The 23,064-nt window shown below is 70.5% G+C and carries 20 protein-coding genes and 2 pseudogenes; 14 read left to right on the forward strand and 8 right to left on the reverse strand.

Annotated features, from left to right (window positions below; all coding sequences use genetic code 11):
* The first annotated feature begins 1 nt into the window (after position 1).
* The 6 genes from OG488_RS29375 to OG488_RS29400 all read left to right on the forward strand — a co-directional run bounded on the left by OG488_RS29375 (position 2) and on the right by OG488_RS29400 (position 6,363).
* Entirely contained in the window at positions 2 to 706 is a 705-nt protein-coding gene (locus tag OG488_RS29375; RefSeq protein WP_329234045.1) for a phosphonatase-like hydrolase, read from the forward strand.
* Entirely contained in the window at positions 703 to 1,860 is a 1,158-nt protein-coding gene (locus tag OG488_RS29380; protein WP_329234047.1) for an ABC transporter ATP-binding protein, read from the forward strand. Before OG488_RS29375 ends, OG488_RS29380 begins: the two co-directional genes overlap by 4 nt.
* Positions 1,853 to 2,797, forward strand: a complete 945-nt coding sequence (locus OG488_RS29385) for a 2-aminoethylphosphonate ABC transporter permease subunit (RefSeq protein ID WP_406465054.1) — start codon at positions 1,853 to 1,855, stop codon at positions 2,795 to 2,797. Before OG488_RS29380 ends, OG488_RS29385 begins: the two co-directional genes overlap by 8 nt.
* Positions 2,784 to 3,581, forward strand: coding sequence for an ABC transporter permease (locus tag OG488_RS29390; RefSeq protein ID WP_329234051.1), 798 nt, complete (start codon positions 2,784 to 2,786; stop codon positions 3,579 to 3,581). The genes OG488_RS29385 and OG488_RS29390 overlap by 14 nt, the downstream gene beginning before the upstream one ends.
* Before the next feature lie 87 nt (positions 3,582 to 3,668).
* The gene (locus OG488_RS29395; protein ID WP_329234053.1) at positions 3,669 to 4,730 is read left to right on the forward strand and encodes a 2-aminoethylphosphonate ABC transporter substrate-binding protein; all 1,062 of its coding nucleotides are present in this window, start codon (positions 3,669 to 3,671) and stop codon (positions 4,728 to 4,730) included.
* 136 nt (positions 4,731 to 4,866) lie between these two features.
* Positions 4,867 to 6,363 (forward strand): alkaline phosphatase family protein, encoded by a 1,497-nt coding sequence (locus OG488_RS29400; RefSeq protein WP_329234055.1) that lies wholly within the window; start codon positions 4,867 to 4,869, stop codon positions 6,361 to 6,363.
* 89 nt (positions 6,364 to 6,452) lie between these two features.
* Here OG488_RS29400 and OG488_RS29405 read toward each other — a convergent pair whose 3' ends face one another.
* Positions 6,453 to 7,295, reverse strand: a complete 843-nt coding sequence (locus OG488_RS29405; protein ID WP_329239102.1) for a GH25 family lysozyme — start codon at positions 7,293 to 7,295, stop codon at positions 6,453 to 6,455.
* Positions 7,296 to 8,042: 747 nt separating this feature from the next.
* Here OG488_RS29405 and OG488_RS29410 point away from each other — a divergent pair.
* A complete protein-coding gene (locus tag OG488_RS29410; RefSeq protein WP_329234057.1) occupies positions 8,043 to 8,669 on the forward strand; it encodes a class I SAM-dependent methyltransferase in 627 nt (208 codons plus the stop codon).
* A gap of 256 nt (positions 8,670 to 8,925) precedes the next feature.
* A complete protein-coding gene (locus OG488_RS29415) occupies positions 8,926 to 9,660 on the forward strand; it encodes an esterase/lipase family protein (RefSeq protein ID WP_329234059.1) in 735 nt (244 codons plus the stop codon).
* Between the two features lie 152 nt (positions 9,661 to 9,812).
* Here OG488_RS29415 and OG488_RS29420 read toward each other — a convergent pair whose 3' ends face one another.
* From OG488_RS29420 to OG488_RS29435, 4 genes and pseudogenes are all read right to left on the reverse strand, one after another.
* Positions 9,813 to 10,166, reverse strand: coding sequence for a cupin domain-containing protein (locus tag OG488_RS29420; protein WP_329234061.1), 354 nt, complete (start codon positions 10,164 to 10,166; stop codon positions 9,813 to 9,815).
* A gap of 177 nt (positions 10,167 to 10,343) precedes the next feature.
* Positions 10,344 to 10,715 carry a DoxX family protein gene (locus OG488_RS29425; protein WP_329234063.1) on the reverse strand — a complete coding sequence of 124 codons (372 nt, stop codon included), beginning with the start codon at positions 10,713 to 10,715 and terminating at the stop codon, positions 10,344 to 10,346.
* A gap of 200 nt (positions 10,716 to 10,915) precedes the next feature.
* The gene (locus tag OG488_RS29430) at positions 10,916 to 11,167 is read right to left on the reverse strand and encodes a hypothetical protein (protein WP_329234065.1); all 252 of its coding nucleotides are present in this window, start codon (positions 11,165 to 11,167) and stop codon (positions 10,916 to 10,918) included.
* A 287-nt stretch (positions 11,168 to 11,454) separates the two neighbouring features.
* A pseudogene (locus tag OG488_RS29435) lies at positions 11,455 to 12,205 on the reverse strand (3-deoxy-7-phosphoheptulonate synthase); the annotation flags it as partial.
* A gap of 737 nt (positions 12,206 to 12,942) precedes the next feature.
* Between OG488_RS29435 and OG488_RS29440 the strand changes: the two are divergent.
* Together OG488_RS29440 and OG488_RS29445 are read left to right on the forward strand one after the other, a co-directional pair.
* Positions 12,943 to 13,581, forward strand: a pseudogene (locus OG488_RS29440) (anthranilate synthase component I family protein); the annotation flags it as partial.
* 112 nt (positions 13,582 to 13,693) lie between these two features.
* A complete protein-coding gene (locus OG488_RS29445) occupies positions 13,694 to 14,215 on the forward strand; it encodes a helix-turn-helix transcriptional regulator (RefSeq protein WP_329234067.1) in 522 nt (173 codons plus the stop codon).
* Between the two features lie 430 nt (positions 14,216 to 14,645).
* Here OG488_RS29445 and OG488_RS29450 read toward each other — a convergent pair whose 3' ends face one another.
* Both OG488_RS29450 and OG488_RS29455 read right to left on the reverse strand, forming a co-directional pair.
* On the reverse strand, positions 14,646 to 15,017 hold the full coding sequence (locus OG488_RS29450) for a hypothetical protein (protein WP_329234069.1): 372 nt from the start codon (positions 15,015 to 15,017) through the stop codon (positions 14,646 to 14,648).
* Positions 15,017 to 15,304, reverse strand: a complete 288-nt coding sequence (locus OG488_RS29455) for a hypothetical protein (RefSeq protein WP_329234071.1) — start codon at positions 15,302 to 15,304, stop codon at positions 15,017 to 15,019. The genes OG488_RS29450 and OG488_RS29455 overlap by 1 nt, the downstream gene beginning before the upstream one ends.
* A gap of 161 nt (positions 15,305 to 15,465) precedes the next feature.
* On the opposite strand from OG488_RS29455, the gene OG488_RS29460 reads away from it, so the two are divergent.
* From OG488_RS29460 to OG488_RS29470, 3 genes are all read left to right on the forward strand, one after another.
* Positions 15,466 to 16,929: an MFS transporter gene (locus tag OG488_RS29460; RefSeq protein ID WP_329234073.1), complete on the forward strand. Its 1,464-nt coding sequence runs from the start codon at positions 15,466 to 15,468 to the stop codon at positions 16,927 to 16,929.
* Positions 16,930 to 16,997: 68 nt separating this feature from the next.
* Positions 16,998 to 17,702 carry a hypothetical protein gene (locus OG488_RS29465; protein ID WP_329234075.1) on the forward strand — a complete coding sequence of 235 codons (705 nt, stop codon included), beginning with the start codon at positions 16,998 to 17,000 and terminating at the stop codon, positions 17,700 to 17,702.
* A gap of 157 nt (positions 17,703 to 17,859) precedes the next feature.
* Positions 17,860 to 18,678 (forward strand): helix-turn-helix domain-containing protein, encoded by an 819-nt coding sequence (locus OG488_RS29470; protein WP_329234077.1) that lies wholly within the window; start codon positions 17,860 to 17,862, stop codon positions 18,676 to 18,678.
* A 139-nt stretch (positions 18,679 to 18,817) separates the two neighbouring features.
* On the opposite strand, the gene OG488_RS29475 is transcribed toward OG488_RS29470, so the two are convergent.
* On the reverse strand, positions 18,818 to 21,628 hold the full coding sequence (locus OG488_RS29475) for a M4 family metallopeptidase (protein ID WP_329234080.1): 2,811 nt from the start codon (positions 21,626 to 21,628) through the stop codon (positions 18,818 to 18,820).
* A 202-nt stretch (positions 21,629 to 21,830) separates the two neighbouring features.
* Between OG488_RS29475 and OG488_RS29480 the strand changes: the two genes are divergently transcribed.
* Positions 21,831 to 22,844 (forward strand): LuxR family transcriptional regulator, encoded by a 1,014-nt coding sequence (locus OG488_RS29480; RefSeq protein ID WP_329234082.1) that lies wholly within the window; start codon positions 21,831 to 21,833, stop codon positions 22,842 to 22,844.
* Positions 22,845 to 23,064: the final 220 nt, after the last annotated feature.

The raw sequence follows: 23,064 nt of genomic DNA on the forward strand, positions 1-23,064 counted from the left end.
CATGACATCGACGCACAACGACAGGTTCGACCTCGTCGTCCTGGACATGGCCGGCACGACGGTCGCCGACGGCGGGCTCGTCGAGGAGGCCTTCTCCGCCGCCGCCGAACACCTGGGCGTACGAGCGGGATCGGCGCGGCACACCGCCCAACTCGACTACGTACGGGCCACCATGGGCGAGTCGAAGATCTCCGTCTTCCGGCACCTGTTCGGCGACGAGGAGAAGGCCCGGCGCGCCAACAGGGCCTTCGAGGACGCGTACGGAGCGCTCGTCGACGACGGCCGCATCGCTCCGCTGCCCGGAGCACACGAGACCGTGGAGCGGCTCACGGCCGAGGGCCGTACGGTCGTCCTGACCACCGGCTTCGCCCGGACCACGCAGGACGCGATCCTGGGCGTCCTGGGATGGCAGGGCCTCGTCCCGCTGACGCTCTGCCCCGCCGACACGGGCGGACGCGGGCGCCCCTACCCGGACATGGTCCTCGCGGCCTTCCTGCGCACGGGCGCGGTGGACGACGTCCGGCGGATCGCCGTGGCGGGGGACACCTCGTACGACATGCTCAGCGGTGTGCGCTCCGGAGCCGGGATCGTCGCGGGCGTTCTCACCGGCGCCCACGACAAGGACCTGTTGGGCCGCAGCGGTGCCACACACGTCCTCGGCTCGGTGGCCGAACTGCCGGACCTGATCGCCCGGGCCGAGGCATGAGCAGCACGACGGCCTCCGGTATCCGCTTCGACCAGGTCACGGTCGCCTACGACCGTCACGTCGTCCTCGACCGGCTCGACCTCACCGTCGAACCGGGTGAGGTCATGGCTCTCCTGGGCCCTTCGGGCTCCGGGAAGACCACCGCCCTGCGCGCTGTCGCCGGATTCGTGCGGCCCGCGTCCGGACGGGTGTACCTCGGAGGCCGCGACGTGACCGCACTGCCCCCGCACCGCAGGGGTATCGGCATGGTGGTGCAGCAGTACGCGCTCTTCCCGCACATGCGGGTCCGCGAGAACGTCGCCTTCGGGCTCAGGGCCCGAAAGGTCGCGCGGGCCGAGACCACGGCCCGTGTCGCCGATGCCCTCGAGCTCGTCGGCATGGCCGCCTACGCCGACCGCCACCCCCGCGAACTCTCCGGAGGCCAGCAGCAGCGCGTCGCCATCGCCCGCGCGCTGGCCATCCGCCCCGGTGTGCTGCTGCTCGACGAGCCGCTCTCCGCGCTCGACGCCCAGCTGCGCTCGGGGATGCTCACCGAACTCGCGCGCCTGCACCGCGAGCTGCCGGACGTGTCGATCCTCTACGTCACCCACGACCAGGTCGAGGCGCTCACCCTGGCCGACCGGATCGCGGTCATGGACCGTGCGCGACTCCAGGACTGCGACACCCCGCAGGAGCTCTACCGCCGCCCGCGCACGGAGTTCACCGCCTCGTTCGTCGGCAGTGCCAACCTGCTGCCGGTCACCGTCGGGGCCTCGCCCGGCAGCGCGGACTTCGCAGGACAGCCGCTCACCGTCACCTCCGGCGAGGCCGTGGCGGGCGCCGCGGCGACCCTCTGCGTACGACCGCACCTGGTCGGCCTCGGCGCCGGACCCAACGCTCTCACCGGCACGCTCACCGAGATCCAGTGGCGCGGCTCCACCCACCGGCTGTACGTCGACACCGGCGGACACCGCCTCACGGCCGACGTGCGGGAACTGCGCGAGGCGCCGGCCATCGGGGACGAGGTCACCCTGCACTTCGCCCCGGAGGACGCGGTCCTGCTGCCGGCGGGGGCAGGCGGAGCGCCGCCATCCGCCCTCGCCGCGTCCGAAACCGCAACGGCACCAGCGCCCGCGCCCGAACCAGCAGGGGCCTCCGGAGGCTTCGATGCCTAGCGCCTCCGTGATCCGCCACAGGTCCGGCAGGACGACGGGACCGCCCTCACGGCAGGCCGATGGTGCTCCCGCGCCCGCCGGGACACCACCGGTGCAGGACAGTGCCGCGCCCGCCCGGCGCATCCCGGCGTCCCTCTGGGCCCTGCCGCCCGTCGTCGCCCTGGTGCTCGCCTTCGTCTACCCGCTGGCCCTCGTCGTGCGGCAGTCGTTCACCCCGGACGAGGGCGGCACCTCCCTCGCCCCCTACTCCGAGGTCTTCGCCTCCGAGTCCTTCCGGTCGGCACTCACCACGACGGTCTGGCTCGCCGCGGGATCCACCGCCGGCTGCCTGGTCCTGGGGTTCACCCTGGCCCTGGTCATCGCCTTCGTCCCGTTCCCCGGCGCACGGGCGGTGGCCAGGTTCATCGACGTCTTCCTCTCCTTCCCGTCCTTCCTGATCACGCTCGCCCTGCTGTTCGTCTACGGTACGGCCGGCATGGCCAACGGCATCTGGACGGGCGTCACCGGAGGGCCCGACGGCCCCTTCCACTTCCTGACCACGCCCTGGGGCGTGCTGCTCGCCGAGATCACCTACTTCACCCCGTTCGTGATGCGCCCACTGCTCGCCGCCTTCTCCCAACTCGACACCGCACAGCTGGAGGTGGCGTCCTCGCTCGGTGCCCGGCCCGCCCGGATCGTGCGCCGGGTGATCCTGCCCGAGGCGCTCCCGGCGCTCGCGGCCGGCGGCAGCCTGGTCCTGGTGATGTGCCTCAACGAGTTCGGGATCGTCCTGTTCACCGGCGCGAAGGACGTCACCACGCTGCCGATGCTCGTCTACAGCAAGGCGATCCTGGAGTCGGACTATCCCGCGGCCTGCGTCGTCGCCGTGGTCAACATCGTCCTCTCCGTCGGTCTCTACGGCCTCTACCGGGTGGTGAGCCGCCGTGCTGGTGCATAGCCGTGCCGGGAGGTGGGCCGCGTGTGCCCTCTTCCTCGTGCTCTTCGTCCCGCTGTTCGCCGTGCCCCTGGCCGTCGTGGTCGCCGCGTCCTTCGCCACGAACTGGTCCGGCGCCTTCCCCTCCGGCCTCACCGGCGCGCACTACGCGGCGGCCACCGGCACCGACTCCCTCCGTGCCCTGGGGACCAGCCTGATGACCGCGCTGGCGGCGAGCCTGCTCGCCCTCACCCTCGGGAGCTGGGCGGCCCTGGCCGCCGCCTCCCTGCGCAGCCGAGGGAAGCGGTACCTCGACGCGCTCTTCGTCCTGCCGGTCGCCGTGCCGTCGGTCGTCGTCGGACTGGCGGTGCTCGTCGCCTTCAGCCGCCCGCCGGTCCTGCTCAACGGGACGCGCTGGATCGTGATCCTCGCGCACACCGTTCTCGTCACCGCGTTTGCCTACCAGTCGGTCTCGGCGGCGATCGTACGTCTCGACCCGATGTACGAGCAGGCGGCGGCCGGACTCGGCGCCCGCCCCGCGTACGTCCTGTGGCGCGTCAGGCTGCCGCTCCTGCTGCCGTCGCTCACGGCGGCGGCGGGCCTCTGCTTCGCCCTGTCCATGGGCGAGCTGAGCGCCACGATGATGCTCTACCCGCCCGACTGGACGCCGCTGCCGGTGCGGATCTTCGCCGCCACCGACCGCGGTTCGCTCTTCACCGGTGCCGCGGTCGCCGTGGTCCTCATGGGGACGACGCTCCTCGTGCTGCTGGGTGTCTCCCGCATCCGGACGAGGGCCTCCTACCGCTGATCCGCCGGCATCCCCTGGGCCAGGGCTCCCTTGCCGCCGGCCCGCCGGCATCCCCGTAACCGAACGACTCCAGGAGATTCGACACCCATGCGAGCCAACCCCCTCAAGCCCCTGGCCGCCACGGCCGGCTGCCTCGCCCTCGCCGCCACCCTCTCCGCCTGCGGCGGCTCGTCCGCCGCCTCGGACGAGAAGGTCGTCACCGTCTACAGCGCCGACGGCCTCAAGGGCGAGAACGGCAACGGCTGGTACGACAAGGTCTTCGCGGACTTCGAGAAGAAGACCGGAATCGAGGTCGAGTACGTGGAGGGCGGCTCGGGAGAGCTGGTGCAGCGGACGCTGCGCGAGAAGTCCCACACGCAGGCGGACGTCCTCGTCACCCTCCCGCCCTTCATCCAGCAGGCGGACTCCAAGAAGCTGCTGGCCGCGTACGAACCCGCCGACTCCGACCAGGTCGACGCCGCGGACAAGGCGGCCGACGGCACCTGGACCTCGGTCGTCAACAACTACTTCGGCTTCGTCTACAACAAGAAGGAGCTGCCCGCCGCGCCGAAGAACTGGGAGGAGCTGCTCGACGGCTCGTACAAGGAGAGGGTCCAGTACTCCACCCCGGGTGTCGCGGGCGACGGGACAGCGGTGCTCATCAAGGCGATGCACGACTTCGGCGGCAAGGAGCCGGCGATGGAGTACCTCGAGAAGCTCCAGGCCAACAACGTGGGACCGTCCGCGTCCACGGGCAAACTCGCGCCCAAGGTGGACAAGGGTGAACTCCTCGTCGCGAACGGCGACGTCCAGATGAACTTCGCCCAGTCCAAGGACATGCCCAACCTCGGCATCTGGTTCCCCGCCAGGAACGGGGGAGCGCCGACGACCTTCGCCCTCCCGTACGCGGCCGGCCTGGTCGACCGGGCACCTCACTCCGAGAACGGCAAGAAGCTCCTGGACTTCATGCTCTCCGAGCAGGCCCAGCAGGACGTCAGCGCGGTCGGCGGCGGCTTCGCGGCCCGCAAGGACGTGAAGGCCACCGACGCCAACGCCACCGAACTGGCGACGCTGATGAAGGGCGTGGAGATCTTCGAGCCCGACTGGTCGGACATCGGTACCCACCTGGACAGCTACGTGGACGCGTGGAAGTCGGCCACCGGGAGCTGACCGTTGCCGGGCGGTTCGCCGGGGCGTCCTGGACCGGCGGTGTCGCAGCGAACGCACAACAGCTCTGAAGCACATCTCGACTCGCCTCACTCATCGGCGAGTCGAGTCACCCAGTTCGTCACGACGGAGGTCATTCATGTCCGCAGGTATGTCCCGCCGCTCGCTCCTCGCCGCGGCGGCGGCCCTCGCCACCGCCGCCGGACCGCTCTCCGCGGTCACCGCGCGCGCCGCCGCCCGCACCCCCAAGGTCCTCGTCATCGGGCTCGACGGCGCGCTGCTCGGCCGTATCAAGGACGCCGACGCGCCGAATCTCGATGCCCTCATGGCGAGCGGCCTGACCTCGCTCAGCCCGCTCTACGCCGACCCGCTGGCCCCCACGCTGTCCGGTCCCGGGTGGTCGACCGTCATCACCGGTGTGTGGCCCGACAAGCACCTGGTGAAGGACAACGCCTTCACGGGCCACGCCTTCGCCCGGTACCCCGACTTCCTCACCCGGATCGAGACCGCGAGGCCGGCCCTCTCCACGTACGCGGTCGCGTCCTGGGCGCCCGTCACCACCACGATCTTCTCCCCGAAGGTCGACACACGGGTCTCCACACCCTCCGCCGAGTACGACACCGGCACCACCGCCCGCGCGGTGGCCGAGCTGCGTGACGGCAACCGGGACGCCGTCTTCGTCCACCTGGACAACATCGACCACGCGGGCCACAGCCACGGCGCGGCCAGCGGCCAGTACCTCACCGCGATCCACGACGCCGACGCGCAGGTCGGCCTGATCGTCGCGGCCGTCAGGGCCCGGCCCGCGTACGCGTCGGAGGACTGGCTGATCATGATCACCACCGACCACGGCCACACCGCCGCGGGCGGCCACGGCGGCGCGAGCGCGGCGGAGCGTCAGACCTTCCTCGTCGCCGCCGGCGGTGGCATCACCCCGGGCTCCGTCCGCCACGACCTCAGGATGCCCGACGTCGCCGTCTCCGCCCTCGCTCACCTCGGCATCCCCGTCGAGCCTTCCTGGGGCCTCGACGGCCGTCCCCTCCAGCAGCCCTCACCGGACGCCTTCGACGCGCTGCGCCCGCAGCTCGGCACCCGTGTCGACGAGACCGGCACCGGGGCCTCGGTCATCGGCTTCACCCACACCCCACCCACGGGCTGGACCGTCGACAACAGTGCGATGGGCACGGGCGGGGTCACCGAATGGCGCGGCTGGACCTTCACCACCGACGAGTTCTGGACCGCGTCCGAACGGTCCCAGGGCCGCGAGAACAACATCCGCGCCCGCAACGTCTTCGCGGTCGCCGACGGGGACGAATGGGTCGACAAGAGCTACAGCGGCACCTTCGACTCCACCCTGGTCACCCCCGCCTGGAGGGTGGCGGGCGGTTCCACGGCCGTGCTGCGGTACACGACGTACTACCGTCAGGAGGCCCCGCAGAAGGGTGAGGTCCTCGTCTCGTACGACGGTGGAGCTCCCGTGGCCGTGAAGACGTACACCGGCGACGTCGCGTCCAGGGCCGAGAGCATCACGCTCCAGGTGCCGGCGGGTGCCACCACCGCGCAGATCCGCTTCCGCTACACCGGGGGGAACAACTGGTACTGGACCGTCGACGCGGTCTCCCTCACCGCCACCTGATTGTGAACGGCCGTACGGTGAAGGGCCTTTCGCGGTGAGACCCGTCCGGCCCGCGTTCCCTGCGGGCCGGACGGATCTCCCCGCACTCGTCAGGCGGTGTTGTTGGCCAGGGCCAGCAGCCGCGCCTCGGTGCCGCTGAAGCGGTCGCGGTCCACGGCGCCGCTGATACCGCTCACCGAACCGGTGGAGCTGTACTGCCAGAAGGTCCAGTACGGGAAGCCCGCCGGGATCGAGGGACTGGCCGCGGAGGTCCAGTGGGCCACGAAGAGGGGGCTCCTGGCGGACATGCCGCTCCAGCTGCCGGTGCAGGTGTTCCACCAGCTCGGGCTGGTGTAGATGACGACGTCACGGCTCGTCTTCGCCTTGTACGCGTTGTAGAAGTCGAGGATCCACGTCCTCATCGCCGACGTGGACATGCCGTAGCAGCCGGCTTCGAGGTCCAGCATCCCGGGAAGGGTCAGGTTGTCCCTGGACCAGGCCCCGCCGTGGGCCGCGAAGTAGTTGGCCTGGGCCGCACCACCGGAGAGGTTCGGGCGGGCGAAGTGGTAACCGCCCCGGATCACCTTCTGGCTGTGGGCGTTCCCGTAGTTGGCGCTGAACTGGGGGTCCGTGTAGGTGGTCGACTCGGTCGCCTTGATGTAGGCGAACTTGATGCCCGCGGCCTTGACCGACGACCAGTTGATCGTCCCCTGGTAGTGGGAGACGTCGATGCCCGGAAGCTGTGTGGCCAGCGGCCCTGCGGCCCCCTCGGCCTCGAGCCGGAGCGTTCTCGTGTCCGGCGCGAAGGCCGCGCCGTCCTGGGTGTAGCCGATGCCCATGTAGCCGGCGCCGAGGGGAACCGTGCTGTTCGGCGGCGCCGGCTGCGCGGCAGCCGGGCCTGCCGACACTGCCGGGGCGAGTACGGCGCTCAGGGCGAGCGCCGCTGCCGCCATGACGGTCCGGCGGGCGGAACGGGGGGTGCGGACTCGGAAGAACACGGATGCCTCCAGGCGCGTCGGGGAGTGCGGAAGACAGGTGCGGGGGTGCCCGTCGGTCCACGGGTCTACCCGCGTAGCCGGTGAGCGGTCGTGGTCGGTTTCACCGTTTCGGACAGCAGATCGAGCAGAGCGTGCAGGCCGAGCAGAGCGTGCAGGCCGAGCAGGGTGCGCGGGGCGGCGTGGTGAGGAGCCCCGGGCCGCCGGGGGTACAGGCTGGTCCATGCGCGCCACGGTCACGTGTGGTTGATGTGGACGCGTCATGAGTGACCCATGAACACACCTGCGAAGTAAAGAGTTTTCAGGTGACCTCTATGGTCTAGACCATAGAGGATGACGCCGAGCTGGAGTGATGGCTCGGCACCGGGCGAAAAATTCAGGCGCTGAAAACGTCTCGGCCCCCAGACCGCCTCGACCGGAGGGCCGGCGGAGTCCGACCGGTCAGAGCCTGGACACCACGCGGCCGACCGCGCGGCCGCAGGCGGGAAGCGCCCCCTCCGTCCGCCGGCGACGCAGGCCGGACGGCTGAGCTCGCGGTGCCCTCCGCGCGCACCGCATCCGGGCAGTGGGAAAGTGGACGGGCTCCGCCTCGCCGCCGACCGCGCACCGTCCACTGTGACGCGCGGGACCGGACGGTCCGCGCAGGAGCGTGAAGACACCGTCCTCGTCCCCGTGGGGCGAGGCTGACCGGAAGGCACGCCGTACATGACTGGACACCAGGACCGCTGGGCGGAACTGACCGGCGGGCAGGCGGGCGAGCAGTACGCTCAGCGCTTCGCGCGGCTCGCCGAGTCGGGCCAGGACATCCACGGCGAGGCCGCCTTCTGCGCCGCACTGCTGCAGCCCGCCGCCCGGGTGCTCGACGCCGGCTGCGGCACCGGCCGGATCGCGATCCGTCTCGCCGAGCTGGGCCATCGCTGCACCGGCGTCGACATCGACTCCTCCATGCTCGACGTCGCCCGCCGCGAAGCCCCCACGCAGGAGTGGCTCCTCGGCGACCTGGCCCGGCTGGACGCCCTCTCCCTGGAGCCGGGGTACGACCTGGTGCTCGCCGCCGGGAACGTCATCCCCCTCCTGGCCCCCGGAACCGAGCCCGGCGTCGTCCGGCAGCTCGCCACCGCGCTGCGCCCCGGCGGCCTGCTGGTCACGGGTATGGGGCTGGACGCGGCCCACCTGCCGCTGCCGGAGCCGACGGTGACCCTGACGGAGATGGACCACTGGTGCGACAGGGCCGGACTGACCCTGCTCCACCGTTACGCCACCTGGAGCGGCGACCCGTATCACGAGGGAGGCGGCTACGCCGTCAGCGTGCACTCCCGCACCGCCGTGTGAGTCCGGTGCGGCCAGGGATTTCCACCGGCGCGCACGCGGTCGATCGCGTAGGTGAGGTCACCGAAGAGCCTGGCCGACGGAGCCGGGCCCACCGACCGCAGGCCTGTCGGGCCCGGGATGTCCCGTCGTGGTGAGGCGGGGCCACGAGGAGTCCGGTGTGTGCCACACCTACTGGCGATTTCACCGATGGTGCCCGCGGCCCGACGCCACGAGTCTGGTCGCGTCAAGCACCCGCATCCCCGTCAGGAGTGCCCCCATGCGTCGTCGTTCCCCGCGCCGGCTTCTCGGCGTTCTCGCGGCCGTCACGGTCGCCTTCAGCCTGTTCTCCTCGGCATCGACGGCCGGCGCGGCCGACACCGCCACCAAGGCCGCCCCGGCCGCATCCGCCGCCCAGGCGCTGTCGACCAGCACCCCGGTCGTCTTCGTCCACGGGTACACCGGCAACGCGTCCAACTGGGTCACGGCCAAGAGCGTCTTCCAGCTCAACGGCTGGTCCAGCTCCAAGCTGTTCACGTACGACTACAACTCCTACGGGAACAACGTCACCAACGCCCAGGGGCTCGCGAGCTTCGTCAACAACGTGAAGTCGCAGACCGGCGCGAGCAAGGTCGCCCTCGTCAACCACTCGATGGGCGGCCTCGTCAGCCAGTACTACCTGAAGGTGCTGGGCGGCAACACCAGCGTCAGCCACCTTGCCTCGATCGCCGGTGCGAACCACGGGACGACCTTCGCCAGCGCCTGTCTGATCTACGTGACCTGCCAGCAGATGTACCCGGGCTCCTCCTACATCTCCCAGATCACCTCGGGTGACGAGACCCCCGGCGCCACCAAGTACGCCACCTGGTACTCGGCGTGCGACGGCGTCATCCTCCCGTACACCAGCACCAAGCTGGACGGCGCGACGAACAACAACGTGGCCTGCCAGACCCACATCGGGTACCTGACGGACACCATCACGCTGGGCGCGATCGCTCGCTTCGTCGCATCCTGACGCTCCGTCACCATCTTCCGCGCCACTTCGTACGCGCCGGCCCTCGTGGCGTCGTGACGAGCAGGGCCGACCGCCGGCAGGCCGCCGCGGTCGGCTCTGATGGTTCCGGCACCCGGGGGTCCCCCGCGGACGGGTCCGCCGGTCCCGCCATCTCAGGGCAGGGTGATCTCGTACGCCTTGCGCAGGGTCTCGTGGACGGTCCACGTGGTCCGGTCGCCCTCACGCAGGACGCAGAGGTCGCCGGCCTCCACGGTGAGGGTCGGTCCGCCCTCGACCTCGATGGAGGCGCGGCCGCTGACGACGACGAAGAGTTCGTCCGCCTCGGTGTCGGTCACCACTCCGGGAGTGATCTGCCAGATGCCGCGGATCCGCCGGCCGTCCTCCGACTCCCAGAGGACCTTGCCCGACACCTCCGGAGAACCTTCGAGGATCTGCGAGGGCTCGAGCGGCTCCGGCTCGAGGTCGGCGTCGGGGATATGCACGGCGAAGGCGGTGGACTGGGTCATGCGCATGACGTTATGCCACCGCTCGGAGGCGGCCCCACCACCAGACTGTCGCGCCGGGGGCCGCCTCGCGCGGCGATCCGTCGACCACGCGAGGGCGGGTGGGACCACGCTGTCGTGCCTCGCCGACGACGGTGTGCGGCGCGGGCGGTGAGCCCCGGCCGCTGAGGTTCCTGCCGGTCAGCGGCTCGCCGCGCGGGCCCACAGATACAGCGGGATCTGAAGAGGGAGCCGGCCGTAGGCGAGTGCCCGGGCGGGTGCGGGGCGGTCGCGCCAGTCGTACGCCATCTTGATGTTGGCGGGGAAGACGCCGACGAAGAAGAGCGCTGTGGCGCGGGCACTGAGGCTCCGGGTGCGCGGCAGGGCAAGGCCTGCCGCGAGCGCCAGCTCCACGGCGCCACTGGCCCGCGTCCAGGTCCTCGGGCTGCCGGGCAGGCTACGCGGCACGGTCCCGTCGAACGGCGCGGGGGCCGCGAAGTGCGCGATCCCGGCGGCGGCCATCAGTCCTGCGAGCAGCAGGGGCGAGCGCGGGACGAGCGGGACGCGTGCCATGGGGGCTCCTGGAACTCGGCCGGTGCGGTCGGGCTTGATGTTACTCCGAGGTAAGAACGGCCCTCGGTCCCCGGTGGGGGCGATGCTCGGTACGTCGGAGCCGTACGCGCCTCCGGGAAGCCCCCATACGCCTGTGTCCGGGACTCCCGGATGGAGTCCCGGACACAGGTGCCGAGAGGGTGGGCCGGCTACGCGGGCGCTCAGGGTTCCACCGGATGTCCGCCGTCCCCCTCGACCACGACGCGGTCCTCGCCGGCCTCCGCCGCGCGCTCGACCATGGTGATGTCGACCTCACCGTCGCCGGTGGTGTCGAACTGGTAGACGTCCGCCTTGCCGTCGCCTGTGGTGTCCGTCATCCACACGTCGGCCTTGCCGTCCCCGTTGGTGTCCGCCGACAGCACTACGTGGTGTTCGTTACCGCGGGTCTCCACGACATCATCATTTCTGTCCATGACCGCCGCTTGCCCCTCGGCCGTTGCCCGAAACGTGCCGAGCGGACCGCCGTCACGACCAACCCGATCGGATACCGGGGAAGCGCGGACCGACTGCGAGATCCTCCCCCGGCCCACGTGCGCCGGGTGGTCCTGCGCACGCTGCAGCGGCGCTCCCCACGGGAGGGGGAGCAGTCCCAGGCGTACGGCCGGGTATTCGGCAACGACCTCGGGAACGCCAGGGAGGCGCTGCGCTGCTGTCCGACCGGATCGAGACCACACCTCGGGCACGGGGCGACAGCGCGGTGTCAACCCGTCGGCACACGGCGGTACATGTCGGCGAGGCGGAATGCCAGATCGATGGACTGCTCCCGGTTGAGTCTCGGATCGCATGCCGACTCGTATCGCCTTCCGAGGTCCTGCGGGCCGACCGGGCGGCTGCCACCGAGGCATTCCGTGACCTCGCTCCCGGTCAGTTCCACATGGATGCCTCCCGGATGGGTGCCCAGGCTCCGGTGGACCTCCATGAATCCGCTCAGCTCGTCCAGGAGCGTCTCCACATGACGGGTCTTGTAGCCGTCCGCCCGCGGGCGACGAGATGACGAACTCCCGGTTCCACGCGTGGATCTCGGTCAGGTCCGTGAAACCACCGGCGGTGAGCGCGCGGACGAGATTGAGGGTGGCCGCCGACGCCTCGTACGTACGGTTCAGCCGGGTCGCGTCCGGTGACCGGGAACCGGTGGAGAACTCCAGCCCGTTCACGGCGTCCCCCCGATAGGACGGGAGCCTGACACCGCCCCGCTCCTCGAAGGCGCTGGACCGGGGCTTGGCGAACTGGCCCGCCATGCGTCCGATCCTGACCACCGGAAGCGAGGAGGCTTGGGTCAGGATGACGGCCATCTGGAGCAGGGTCCGCAGGGTGGTGCGCACCGCGTCCGCGCCGACCCCGGAGAAGGTCTCCGCGCAGTCCCCGCCCTGAAGGACCAGGGCCTCGCCCCGCGCGACCGCTGCCAGACGGCCGGTCAGCAGATCGCACTCGGCCGGAAGGAAGAGCGGGGGTGAACCCGCCATTATTCCGCTTCCGGTCACGGTGACGCGCACCGAATTGGCACCGCACGACCCGCTCGATCTCTACTCGGCGCTGCGCCGGACTCTTCCGGCCGACGGGGTGTTTCTCCTCGAGAACATCGAGGGAGCCGACGAGGGCCGGCGTTCCGCCGTCGTCGGTTTCGGCCGTCTCGCGGAGATCAGGGTCTTCGGTGGCGACGGTCGTGCCGGGCGCATCGAGGCCGAAGGGCCGCCCGGGCTCGTGCGGGCGATCGAGGCGGAGGCGCGACGTGCGGGCCTCACCGTGGCCGGACCCGGGGCGGCTCTGCCCGGCCCTGCCCGAACCGCCATGCAATTCACCGGCGACGACGCCCTGTGGACCGTACTGGAATCGGTGCGGGGGGCGTTCGCGATCGAGACCGACGTGCCGCAGACCGCGTACGCCTTCGGATTCCTCTCCTCCTTCACCTACGAGTCGACCTGGAACATGGACACGCTGGGGGAGCGGACCAAGCCGTCCCCGGCACCCGACATCACGCTCACCCTCTTCCGGGACACCGTCTGGTACGACGTGGGAGCGGGCTCCGTCCGCCTGCACCACGCAGCGGGCCCGGCCCTCGCCGACCCGGCCGGCCCACCCGCTGACACGCTCCCCGACGTCCGGGGCCCTGGCGGAGCACGCCGCCAGGGCCGACGCCCCGGGCCGGGGGGTGCCGGCGGCGCCGCGACCGCACTCGGTGCGCGACAGCGTGGACCGGGACACGTTCCTGGAGTGGGCCGACCGTTGTCTGGAGCACATCAGGGCCGGGGACATCTACCAGATCCAGATCGGCCACCGGCTGGACGTACGGACCGAGCTGGCGCCCGAGGACGTCTACCGGCGGTTGCGCCACCGCAATCCCTCGCCCTACATGTACGTGATGCCGGGTGCGGGGAAGCTGCTGATCGGCGCGAGCCCCGAGCTGTTCATCCGGATCGAGGACGACACGATCGTCATGTGCCCCATCGCCGGAACGGCCCGTCGCAGCCCGGACGAGGAGGAGAACCAGCGGCGGATCAAGGAGATGCGCGAGAGCGCCAAGGAACAGGCCGAACACATCATGCTGGTGGACCTCTGCCGGAACGACATAGGCAGGGTCAGCCGCCCTTCCACCCGGCCGGTCGACGAGCTGATGGCGGTGGAGGCGTTCTCGCACGTGTTCCACCTGGTGTCGACGGTCAGCGGCCGGCTCGGAGAGGGGACCAGCCCACTGGAAGCCGTACGGGCCACCTTCCCCGCCGGGACGATGACGGGCGCCCCGAAGCTGCGGGCCATGCAGATCATCGACAGCCTGGAGCGTGAGCCCAGGGGCAGCTACGCAGGTGCCGTGGGGCTGATGGACGTCCGTGGCTGGACCGAGCTCGCCCTGTGCATACGGACGATCGTCCACGACGGGACTCGCATCAGAGATCGCGCGTACGTCCCCCGGCTCCGGGCTCGTCGCCCTGCGCGCTTTCGAAATGGTCTTCGTCCTGGCGCTCCGAACCGCCCTGGAACGCCTCACGGAGCTTTCCCCCGCTCTCCAGGCCCTGCGCCACCCCGGCATCAGTGCGTCCCTGGTGGCGATCTACCGCGACTACGCCCGCCCCTGGACGGTCGAGACCCTCGCCCGCGAGGCAGGTATGTCACGCTCCGTGTTCTCCGAGACCTTTCGGGCACTCGTCGGCGACACACCGGCCCATCACCTGACGGTACGCCGGCTCCAGCAGGCTCGTGCGCTGCTCTCGGACGGATCGGTGGCCTTGAGCGACATCCCGGCCAGGGTCGGTTACCACAGCAACGTCGGCTTCCACCTGGCCTTCCGCCGCGAGTTCGACACCACTCCGGGGGCCTACCGCCAGGCGCTCAGGCCGGCCCGTTCCCCCCGGCCCCGGACGAAGGGGAACGGGCTGTCACGCGTCCGTGCCGGAGCCCGGGCCCCCCTCCGCCGTGTGGCTGGGCCGACGCTCCGGACACCTGCAGGAGGGGCGATAGGCAGGTGAGCGGTCCCGGACCTGCCCGCTTCACCCCGATCAGCCGAAGGCATCGACGGTAGGTGTCCGCAGGCCTGTTGATCGAGTCGTGCGTGCCGATCGGCGAGTACGGCTCATATCCCGATCGGCTGCGGCAGCAGTTCGAGGGATTGATCCGGCTGTTGGAGACGGGCGGGCAGTTGCGGGAGATGAGATGTCGGCGGAGTTCGGCGCCTGGTCGAACGTCCACAACCGCTTCCGACAGTGAGCCTTTCCAACCTCAGTTTGAGCAATTCAAATGCAAGGTGAGGACGGCCTGAACAAGGCTGGTGATGCGGCAGGCGGTTCTCTTGGTCGAAAACCCGTATACCAGGGGCTTCACCACACTGCCAGCTCAACTGGGCATCATGGACGCCGGTCGGACGACTTCGGCGTACCGAGTCGCACGTGCCGCGCCGAGTCAGACATCGTTCATCGGAGCAGTCCGCTCCGCGTCAGTGGCCTCGGCCCTGAGCCGAACATCGAAGGTGAAGTCCTCGTCGCAGAAGATCAGATCGAGGTCCGCCGGAGCGAGCCTGCGGAAGGCGACTGACAACCACGCAGCGCCCTCGTGCCGGACGTCCAGGTACAGGCAGGTCCCGTCCTGATGCAGATACGCCTCGCCCGGACCGCTCTCCGTCCCGAAGTGCCAGCTGTTGCCTCGCGCCTCACTTCGGTGCGTCGAGTCAACCTCGACATCTGACCACCGAGCCCGGATCGCCGCGGTCAGCGCCTCGCGGTCGACCCGCCACCCGCCCGCCTCACCGTCAACCAGTACCAAGAACTGCGCCATCACAGGTGTCTATCACCCGGCTCAGGCACTTGGCCCGGCATCGTCGGACTGAGGTTGGAAAAGGTCACGGTGCAGACCCAGCCGTCGCCCTCCAAGTCCTTCCCCGCGATATGCAGTCCGTAGCTGTGCATGTTTTCCCGGGATTCACCCTGCTGGCCTTCCGGAAAGTCAATGGGATCCAGATCGGGGCGAAAGCGAGTTTGATGGCCGCAGTCCGCGCCGACCGCACGCTGACGCGGTACTGATCCGGGTACGGAGAAACCGGTCGGGACGTCGTGCGCGGCCATGTCCGGAGGGTCGGGGAACGAAGGGCGGCCCCTTGATTACCTGGCAGGTAATTGACCCCGTAGCGGACCGCCGACACGCTGTGCGGAGTATTCGACACACGCGTCCACCGGCCGCGGACGCCAGGTGAACACCCTTCGTCCAGCTATCGGGAGTGCGAACGATGACCACCGAGACCAACCGCGGTGCCTCGGCGCCCTCACCGCCCACGCAGGCAGCCGGCAGCCCGGCCGTGCCGCACAGGCTGATCCTGCCGATCGTGCTGGCCGGCGTCTTCATCACCACCCTTGACTTCTTCATCGTCAACGTCGCCATCCCCTCCCTCCGGTCCGACCTCGGGGCGAGCGCCGCCGCCATCGAGTGGGTGGTCGCCGGGTTCGGCCTGGCGTACGGCGTCGGCCTGATCACCGGGGGGCGGCTGGGCGACCTCTACGGGCGCCGCAGGATGTTCCTGCTGGGCCTGGCCCTGTTCACCGTCGCCTCGCTGCTGTGCGGCATCGCCCGAACCGGCGACTTCCTCGTCTTCTCCCGGGTGCTCCAGGGGCTGTCCGCGGCGCTGCTCGCGCCCCAGGTACTGGCGCTGCTGAGCACGGTGTTCACCGGGGCGGCCCGCCTGAAGGTGTTCGTCGGCTACGGCCTGGCCATGGGACTGGCGGCCGTTTTCGGGCAGTTGATCGGTGGCCTCCTGATCGAGGCCGACATCGCGGGCTTGGGCTGGCGATCCTGCTTCCTGGTGAACCTGCCGCTCTGCCTGCTCATCATCGGCCTGACCCTGAAGCTGGTCCCGGAGGCGCGGGCGGAGGGCCGGCCCGAGCTGGACTTCACGGGCGTCGCCCTCATCACCCTCGCCCTGGCCGCCCTGGTGCTGCCGCTCATCGAGGGCCGGGAGCACGGCTGGCCGGCGTGGACCTGGATCTCGTTCGGCGCGTTCGTGGTGCTGCTCGCCGTGTTCGTGGGCGTCGAGCGGTCGATCGCCGCTCGGGGCGGCTCGCCGCTGGTGAACATGTCCATGTTCGGCGACCGCGCCCTCGTCGTCGGACTGGCCTGCCAGCTCGTCTTCTGGATGGGCCAGGCGTCGTTCTTCCTGGTGCTCGCCCTATACATGCAGGCAGGCCGTGGCCTGACCGCGCTGCAGGCGGGTCTCCTCTTCTCCGCCATCGGGGCCGGCTACCTCTACACGTCGATGAACGCCTCGAAGTTCGCCGTAAAGTTCGGCCGCCAGGTGCTCGCCGTCGGCGCCCTGATCATGCTCGTCGGCCTGGTCGTCATCGGTGTCACCGCCGAGCGGCTGGGTACGGGCGGCAGCGCCGCGTGGCTCATCCCCGGTCTGATCATCGACGGCGCCGGCATGGGCCTCGCGGTCGCCCCACTGGCGTCCACAGTGCTCGCCCGGGTCAACCCGCAGTACGCCGGTGCGGCCTCCGGCGTGCTGACCACCGGCTTGCAGATCGGCAACTCGATCGGCGTGGCGGTGATCGGCGTCGTCTTCTACAACGCCCTCGGGGACAGTCCCGTGGCCTCGTCCTACCCGCACGCCTTCACCATGAGCATCATCCTCCTGGTCGCGGTCGCCGCCGTCCTGGCCCTGTTGGTCCAGGCGCTGCCCCGCACGCACGCCGGCACGTGATCCACCCGAACGATCACCCGGAGCGGCGCGGAGCCGCCGCTCCGGGGCGGACCGAGAGAGAGCTGCACGTGAGCGCGAACGAGCTGCTGGAACGCTACGTAGCCATGTGGAACGAGCCCGACGCCACGGTCCGGCGGGCCGCGGTGACGGACCTGTGGGCGCCGGACGGCCTCCACTTCACCCGGACCCGGCGCTTCCGGGGCACAGAGGAACTGGTGGGCCGCGTCACCGAGGCGCACGACCAGTTCGTCGGCGGCCAGGGACTGCTGTTCCGGACCGGTGGCGCCCCGGTGGACCACGACGGCGCGCTGGCGTTCAACTGGGTGATGACGCCGAAGGACCGCGGCGACACCGTGCTCGCCATCGGCTTCGACGTGGTGCTCCTGGACGACGGGGGCCGTATCGCCGCCGACTACCAGTTCAACGAGCCCCCGGCGTCCTCCGCCGACCTCGACGGCCAGGCCGGTCGGTACCTGGCGACCACCACCGCCGAACCGGCCCACCGGGAGAAGGACGTCGCCGAGCTCTACCTGCCCGGCGCCCGCCTCGTCGACGAGAGCGGCGTGCACGAGGGGCCGGACGCCGTCGCCGCGGCGCTCGCGGCCGGTGGCGCCCGGCACCTGGGGGGAAGCGCCTCGGCGCAGCACGACGCCCTCCGCTACCCGTGGCGCGACGCCGAGGGCGCGCGGGGCGTCGACTTCCTGCTCCGCGACGAGAAGGGCCTGGTCCGCGAGCACCACCGCTTCACCGGAGCGGGACAGCGCTCGGCGTGATCCCCGGCCCGCGGAGCCTTCGGGTACCGCAGGCCGGACGAGGGCGGGTCGCGGACGCTGTCACCCACGTCATCCTCCGCGACCCGGACCGTAGTTGTGCCAGGTGCCCAGATCGATGCAGGGTGACGAGATGACCGAGGTGCAGGAAAGCCGGCAGATGCCCCGCCCAGTGGGCGAACTGATGCGTTGGTGGCGCGAGCAGCGGGGTTACAGCCAGCTCGCGCTCGCCACCCGGGCTGACATCTCCGCTCGTCACCTCAGCTTCATGGAGACCGGCCGGTCCAAGCCCAGCCGCGGCATGGTGCTGCGCCTGGGTCTGCACCTGGACCTGGCACTGCGCGAGAAGAACCAGCTTCTGCTGGCGGCCGGGTACGCGCCCGCCTACACCGACTCCCCCTTGGACGTGGCCGAGATGCTGCCCGTACGAGGTGCGCTCCGCCAGATCCTGAAGGGGCACGAACCCTTCCCCGCGCTCGTCGTCGACCGCAACTGGAACATCGTGCTCAGCAACAGCGGCTTCGCGCTCTTCGCCGAGGACGCCGCACCCGAACTGCTGCGCCCTCCCGTCAACGCGCTGCGGTTGGCGATGCACCCCGACGGCATGCGACCGAGGATCCTGAACTTCCCAGGGTGGCACGACCAGTTGCTGCTGCGCCTGCAGCGGCGGGTGGAACTGACCGCCGAACCGGGCCTGACCGAGCTGCTGCGGGAACTGCGCACCTACCCGGCGGCCGACGAGCCGGGCCTGCCGTCCGGCACCGACGACGCTGATCTCACCCTGCCGCTGCGGCTGCGGTACCGGGACGCCGAACTTTCGCTGATCTGCACCATCGCCACCTTCGGCATGCCACTCGACGTGACCGTCGCAGAGCTGGCCGTCGAGGCGTTCCTGCCGGCGGACGCGGCCACCGGCGAGCTGCTCAACCGCCTGCACGCCGAAGCCCCCACCGGATCGGATCCGGCGGGGGCGGTGTAGGCGGAGCACGACCCGACGGGGCACATGAGGGAGAGACGGCCGGGCTCCCCGAAGCCTGGCCGCCTCTCCCCTCGATGTCAGGTCAGGATCAGCACCGCCCCGCCGGGCGTCGCCGTCTCTGCCTCGGGTCGGTTCCCGGTCAGCACCCGCCCGCCGGGCGGTCGCGCTTCACCAGGTTCGTGTAGCCGGTCGTGCCGTCCAGCCACAGGACGCGCCGGCCCTCGTCGGCTGCGCCGAACGTCTGCTCGCCGCGGTTGCAGGAGACGCGCTGCGCGCCGCCCTTGCCGTCGGGGGCGATCTGGTACAGCTTCATCATCGTGTCGTTGGCCCACCAGGTGGCCGGGGGAACGGTCGAGATGCTGACCGCGTCGTCCGAGGCCGTCAGCGAATAGGCGTAGAGGGAGCCTTCGCCTGCCTCCGGGGTGACGGTGACCGGGTTCGAGCCGTCGAGGTTCGCGCGGCGCACCGCGGCCTTGCCGGTGTCGGTGGCGTCGTCGTCCTCGATCCAGAAGACACCGTCGTCGGTGATCGCGGTCTGGCCGATGCCCATGGCGTCGTCGGACGCGGGCATCGTCGTCCTGGTGTGGGTCGCCGCGTCGAGGACCTCGACGCCGACCTTCATGTTGCCGTTCGCGTCAGGGGCCACCTTGGCGTAGGCGATCTTGCCGTCCTTGATGGAGGGCAGGCCCGAGATGTTGTACGGACGGCCGTCGTCGACCAGGCCGTACTCGCCGGTCTTCATGTTGACGTACCGGACGTTCGTGACGCCGTACTGCGGGTTGAGGGCGGTGTACGCGACCCAGTCGCCGTCCACGACAAGGCTGTTGACGTCGCTTCCGATGCCGTCGATCCTCTTGGCGAGGCCGCCGCCGACCGGGCGCGCCATGATGAAGATGCCCTGGCTGCTGTAGTCGGCCCACACCACCGTCTTGCCGTCGGTGTTGGCGTAGACGTTGTAGTCGCCGTTGTTGGCGCTCACCAGCTGCGGCTGGCCCTTGCCGGAGGTGTTGCCCAGCCACACCGAGTACGGCTCGCTGCCGTCCTCGTTGGAGCGGGAGACGGCGTACCTGCCGCCGGCCGCGCCCACGCCGGTGCCGCCGACGTTGACCTTGGTGATGAGCGTGTCGGTGTCGACGCCGAGGGCCTTCTCCCAGCCGGGGACGATGCCGTGCGCGTCGAAGGACCGCTTGACGATCGCCAGCTGGGCCTTGGTGGCGCCCAGCTCCTTCGCGGCCGCGATGACCGCGGCGCGGCCTTCGGTGAAGCCGTCGAGAGGGGTCATGTACGCGGACAGGGCGCGGTAGACGATCTGGTCGGCGAGCTCGGCTCCGAGGTCCTCGCGCAGGTCCCACAGCGCGCCGGAGAAGATCGTCGAGTTGAGGTGGACGCCGCCGTTGTCACCGCTGTAGGTGACGCCGATGAAGTTCTTCGACGTGGTGGCGCCGTCGTCCAGGTCGCGCAGGGCGCACTCGCGGGGGCCCGCGGTGGTGCACAGGTCCTCGCCGAGGAGACCGGCGTCCGGGTCGTCCATCGACTGACCGTTGGCCTCCAGGTCGATGGCGTTGCCGAAGTAGTCGGCGATCGCCTCGTTCATCGCGCCGGACTGGCCCGCGTAGACCAGGTTCGCGGTGTGCTCGACGACGCCGTGCGTCATCTCGTGGCCGACGACGTCGGTGTCGGCGGAGAAGGTGCGGTAGTCGCCGCCGCCCTGGCCGTACACCATCTTCTGGCCGTCCCAGAAGGCGTTGTTGTACGGCTGGCCCCGCTGGACGACACCGACCAGGGAGTAGATGTAGCCGTCCTTGCCGTCGAGGCCCTTCCGGCCGAAGTGGTTCCTGTAGTAGTCGTAGACCTTGCCGGCCGCCCAGTGGGCGTCCACGGCGCCGGAGTTGGTGTACTCCTCGCCGAGATCCGGGGTTGCGGGCTGGAAGTACGTGACGCCGGTGGGCCAGACACCGGAGGCGCTGCCCGCCTCACGGCCGCGGGCGTCGTACGTGGCGATCATGGGGCCCGCGTACGGGGAGTCGTCCGCGGCCCGCTTGCTGTAGTCGATCATCTGCAGGAGACCCTTGGTGTCCTTGTACAGATTGATGTCGACCTTCTGGCCGTTGTAGCGGACGCCGCTGCCCTTGACGACGAGCTGGTCGGCGGCCGCGGTGGAGGCGTCGGCGGGGGCCGCGACGCCTTCCGTCGCGCCGGTGGCCGTGCCCCTGGCGCCGAAGGTCTTGATGCCGCTGTACTGCATGACCGGGAAGCCGGAGTGCGCGTCGATGTACACCTCCTGCCGCACCGGCGAGCCGTCGGCCGGGTCGGTGCCCGTGACGGTGATGTGCCGGGTGAGCACGCCGGTGCCCTGCGGGAGGATCGTGACGTCGCCGGCCGTGCCGGTGAACTCCGCCACGGCCTGCTTCTCGCCCTTGGCCGGGGCGCGCAGGAGGCCGCCGCCGAACTGCGTGGTGACGGCGCCGACGGCGCGCTCGATCGCGGTCTTCTCGGTGACCTTCGGGGTGACCGAGTCGAGTCTCAGCTGGGTGAAGTAGTTGCCCGAGGTGCCGGTGACGGCGCGCTTACCGTCCTTCTTGGTCATCCGGACCATGTACTGGCCGCCGAGAACCTCGACGCCCTTGTACTTCTGCTGGAGGCGGACCGTCTCCTTGCCGCCCTTGTCGGTGGTGGTGCCGACGGAGGTCAGGTCCTTGGCCGAGGTGTCGGCGATGTGGTAGCGGCTCTTCTTCGCCTTGAGGTGTCCACGCGCGGCGTCGGCGGCGTTGCCGGTGGCGGCCACCGGCTCGTTCAGGTCGGTGACGAGCGACGGAGTCTCGGTCTCCGCGCCCGGCGTCACCTCGGACGTGGCGGACGCGGGGACGGTGTCCGCGTGGGCGGCCGGTATCGCCGTCACCAACAGGCCTGCGGCGGCCAGCAATGCGGCGATGCCCTGGCCGACGATCATGCTTCCGGCGCCCTGTCCTGATCTGGCTGATCTCTTGCGCGATGAACTCCGCACGGTGCCCCTCCGGTGCCACTACTGCATGAACGGATATCGGATACGGACATGCAAGGGCCGGAACAGGGGTGTGAACAATGCGTTCCGGGTGTGCACTTGTGGACGTCCACACTTGTGTGGCCTGCATTGACAGGTGAGAATTCCGCCAGTGGGGCCGACTGGGTGGGACACGCAATGGCAGGCGCTCGGGCTCGGAGCGGACGAACTCCGGGTGTACGAAGCGCTGCTTGACGCACCCGAACACGCCTCCCGTACCGCGCTGGCTCAGGCCCTCGGGCTGACCGTGCGCCGGGTCACGCACGCACTGGACCAGCTGGCCGAGCACCACTTCACGCACCCCGCCCGAGAATCGTCCGGGCTGCCCGCCGCCGTGGCTCCCGCCACCGCGCTGCGTAACCTGATTCATCTGAGGCAGGCCGAGCTACTCCACAGATCAGCAGAGTTGGAAGAGCTGACCGGATCCGTCGACCGGATCGCCGCCCAGCTGCTGAGCTCCGTGAACACCCCCCGCGCCACCGGTATCGAGACGGTCCGGGGCGGGGCCGCGATCGCCGCGCGGGTGGCCTCGCTGCTGGTGTCGGCGAGCCAGGAGGTGGCACTGCTGGACCGGCCGCCGTACGCGGCCAGTCAGCCGGACGGAATGCCCGCGCCCCTCGACGTGGCCGAACCCGTCCGGCGCGGAGTACGGGTGCGTGTCGCGGTGGACCGCGAAGGGCTGAGCTTCCAGGGGCGCGCCCGTGGCCTGGGCGGTCTGGCCCGTCAGGGCGTCCAGATACGGGTGGGAACGGATCTGCCGACGAAACTGATCACCGTGGACCGGCGGGTGACCCTGCTGCCGCCGACCGACGCGGCGGACCCGACGGCCTCGGCCCTGGTGGTGAGCGACTCGCTGCTGAGCCATGCGCTGGTGCCGCTGTTCGAGTCGGTCTGGGAACGGGCCGTCCCCATCGGGTCCGTCACGCATGACCGGATCACGGACGAGGACCGGGAACTGCTGACCATGCTCGCCTCCGGTCTGAAGGACGAGGCGATGGCCCGGCGCCTCGACATGCACGTGCACACGGTCCGCCGCCGCATCACCCGGCTGATGCAGGCCCTGAACGCGGAGACCCGGTTCCAGGCCGGGGTTCAAGCGGCGCTGCGGGGCTGGCTGACCGTGTGAGGGCGTCCGGCTCAGGGGCGCAACCTCCCGGGTGCGTCGATCGGCTCGCCGATCGGCCGACGAGGGAGGCCAGAGGTCGCCAGGCCGACGGTGCGTACGCCCGGGGCTGTGCGCGCTGGAGGTCGGCCTTTGTTCCTCCGCCGCGATGGGCAGCTCACCTCCGCTAGCGCGGAGAGCACGTCTGCTGGCCTACCTGGGCGCGTCGGTTCAGCTTCGCCGT

Source organism: Streptomyces sp. NBC_01460 (assembly GCF_036227405.1).
Lineage (GTDB): Bacteria > Actinomycetota > Actinomycetes > Streptomycetales > Streptomycetaceae > Streptomyces.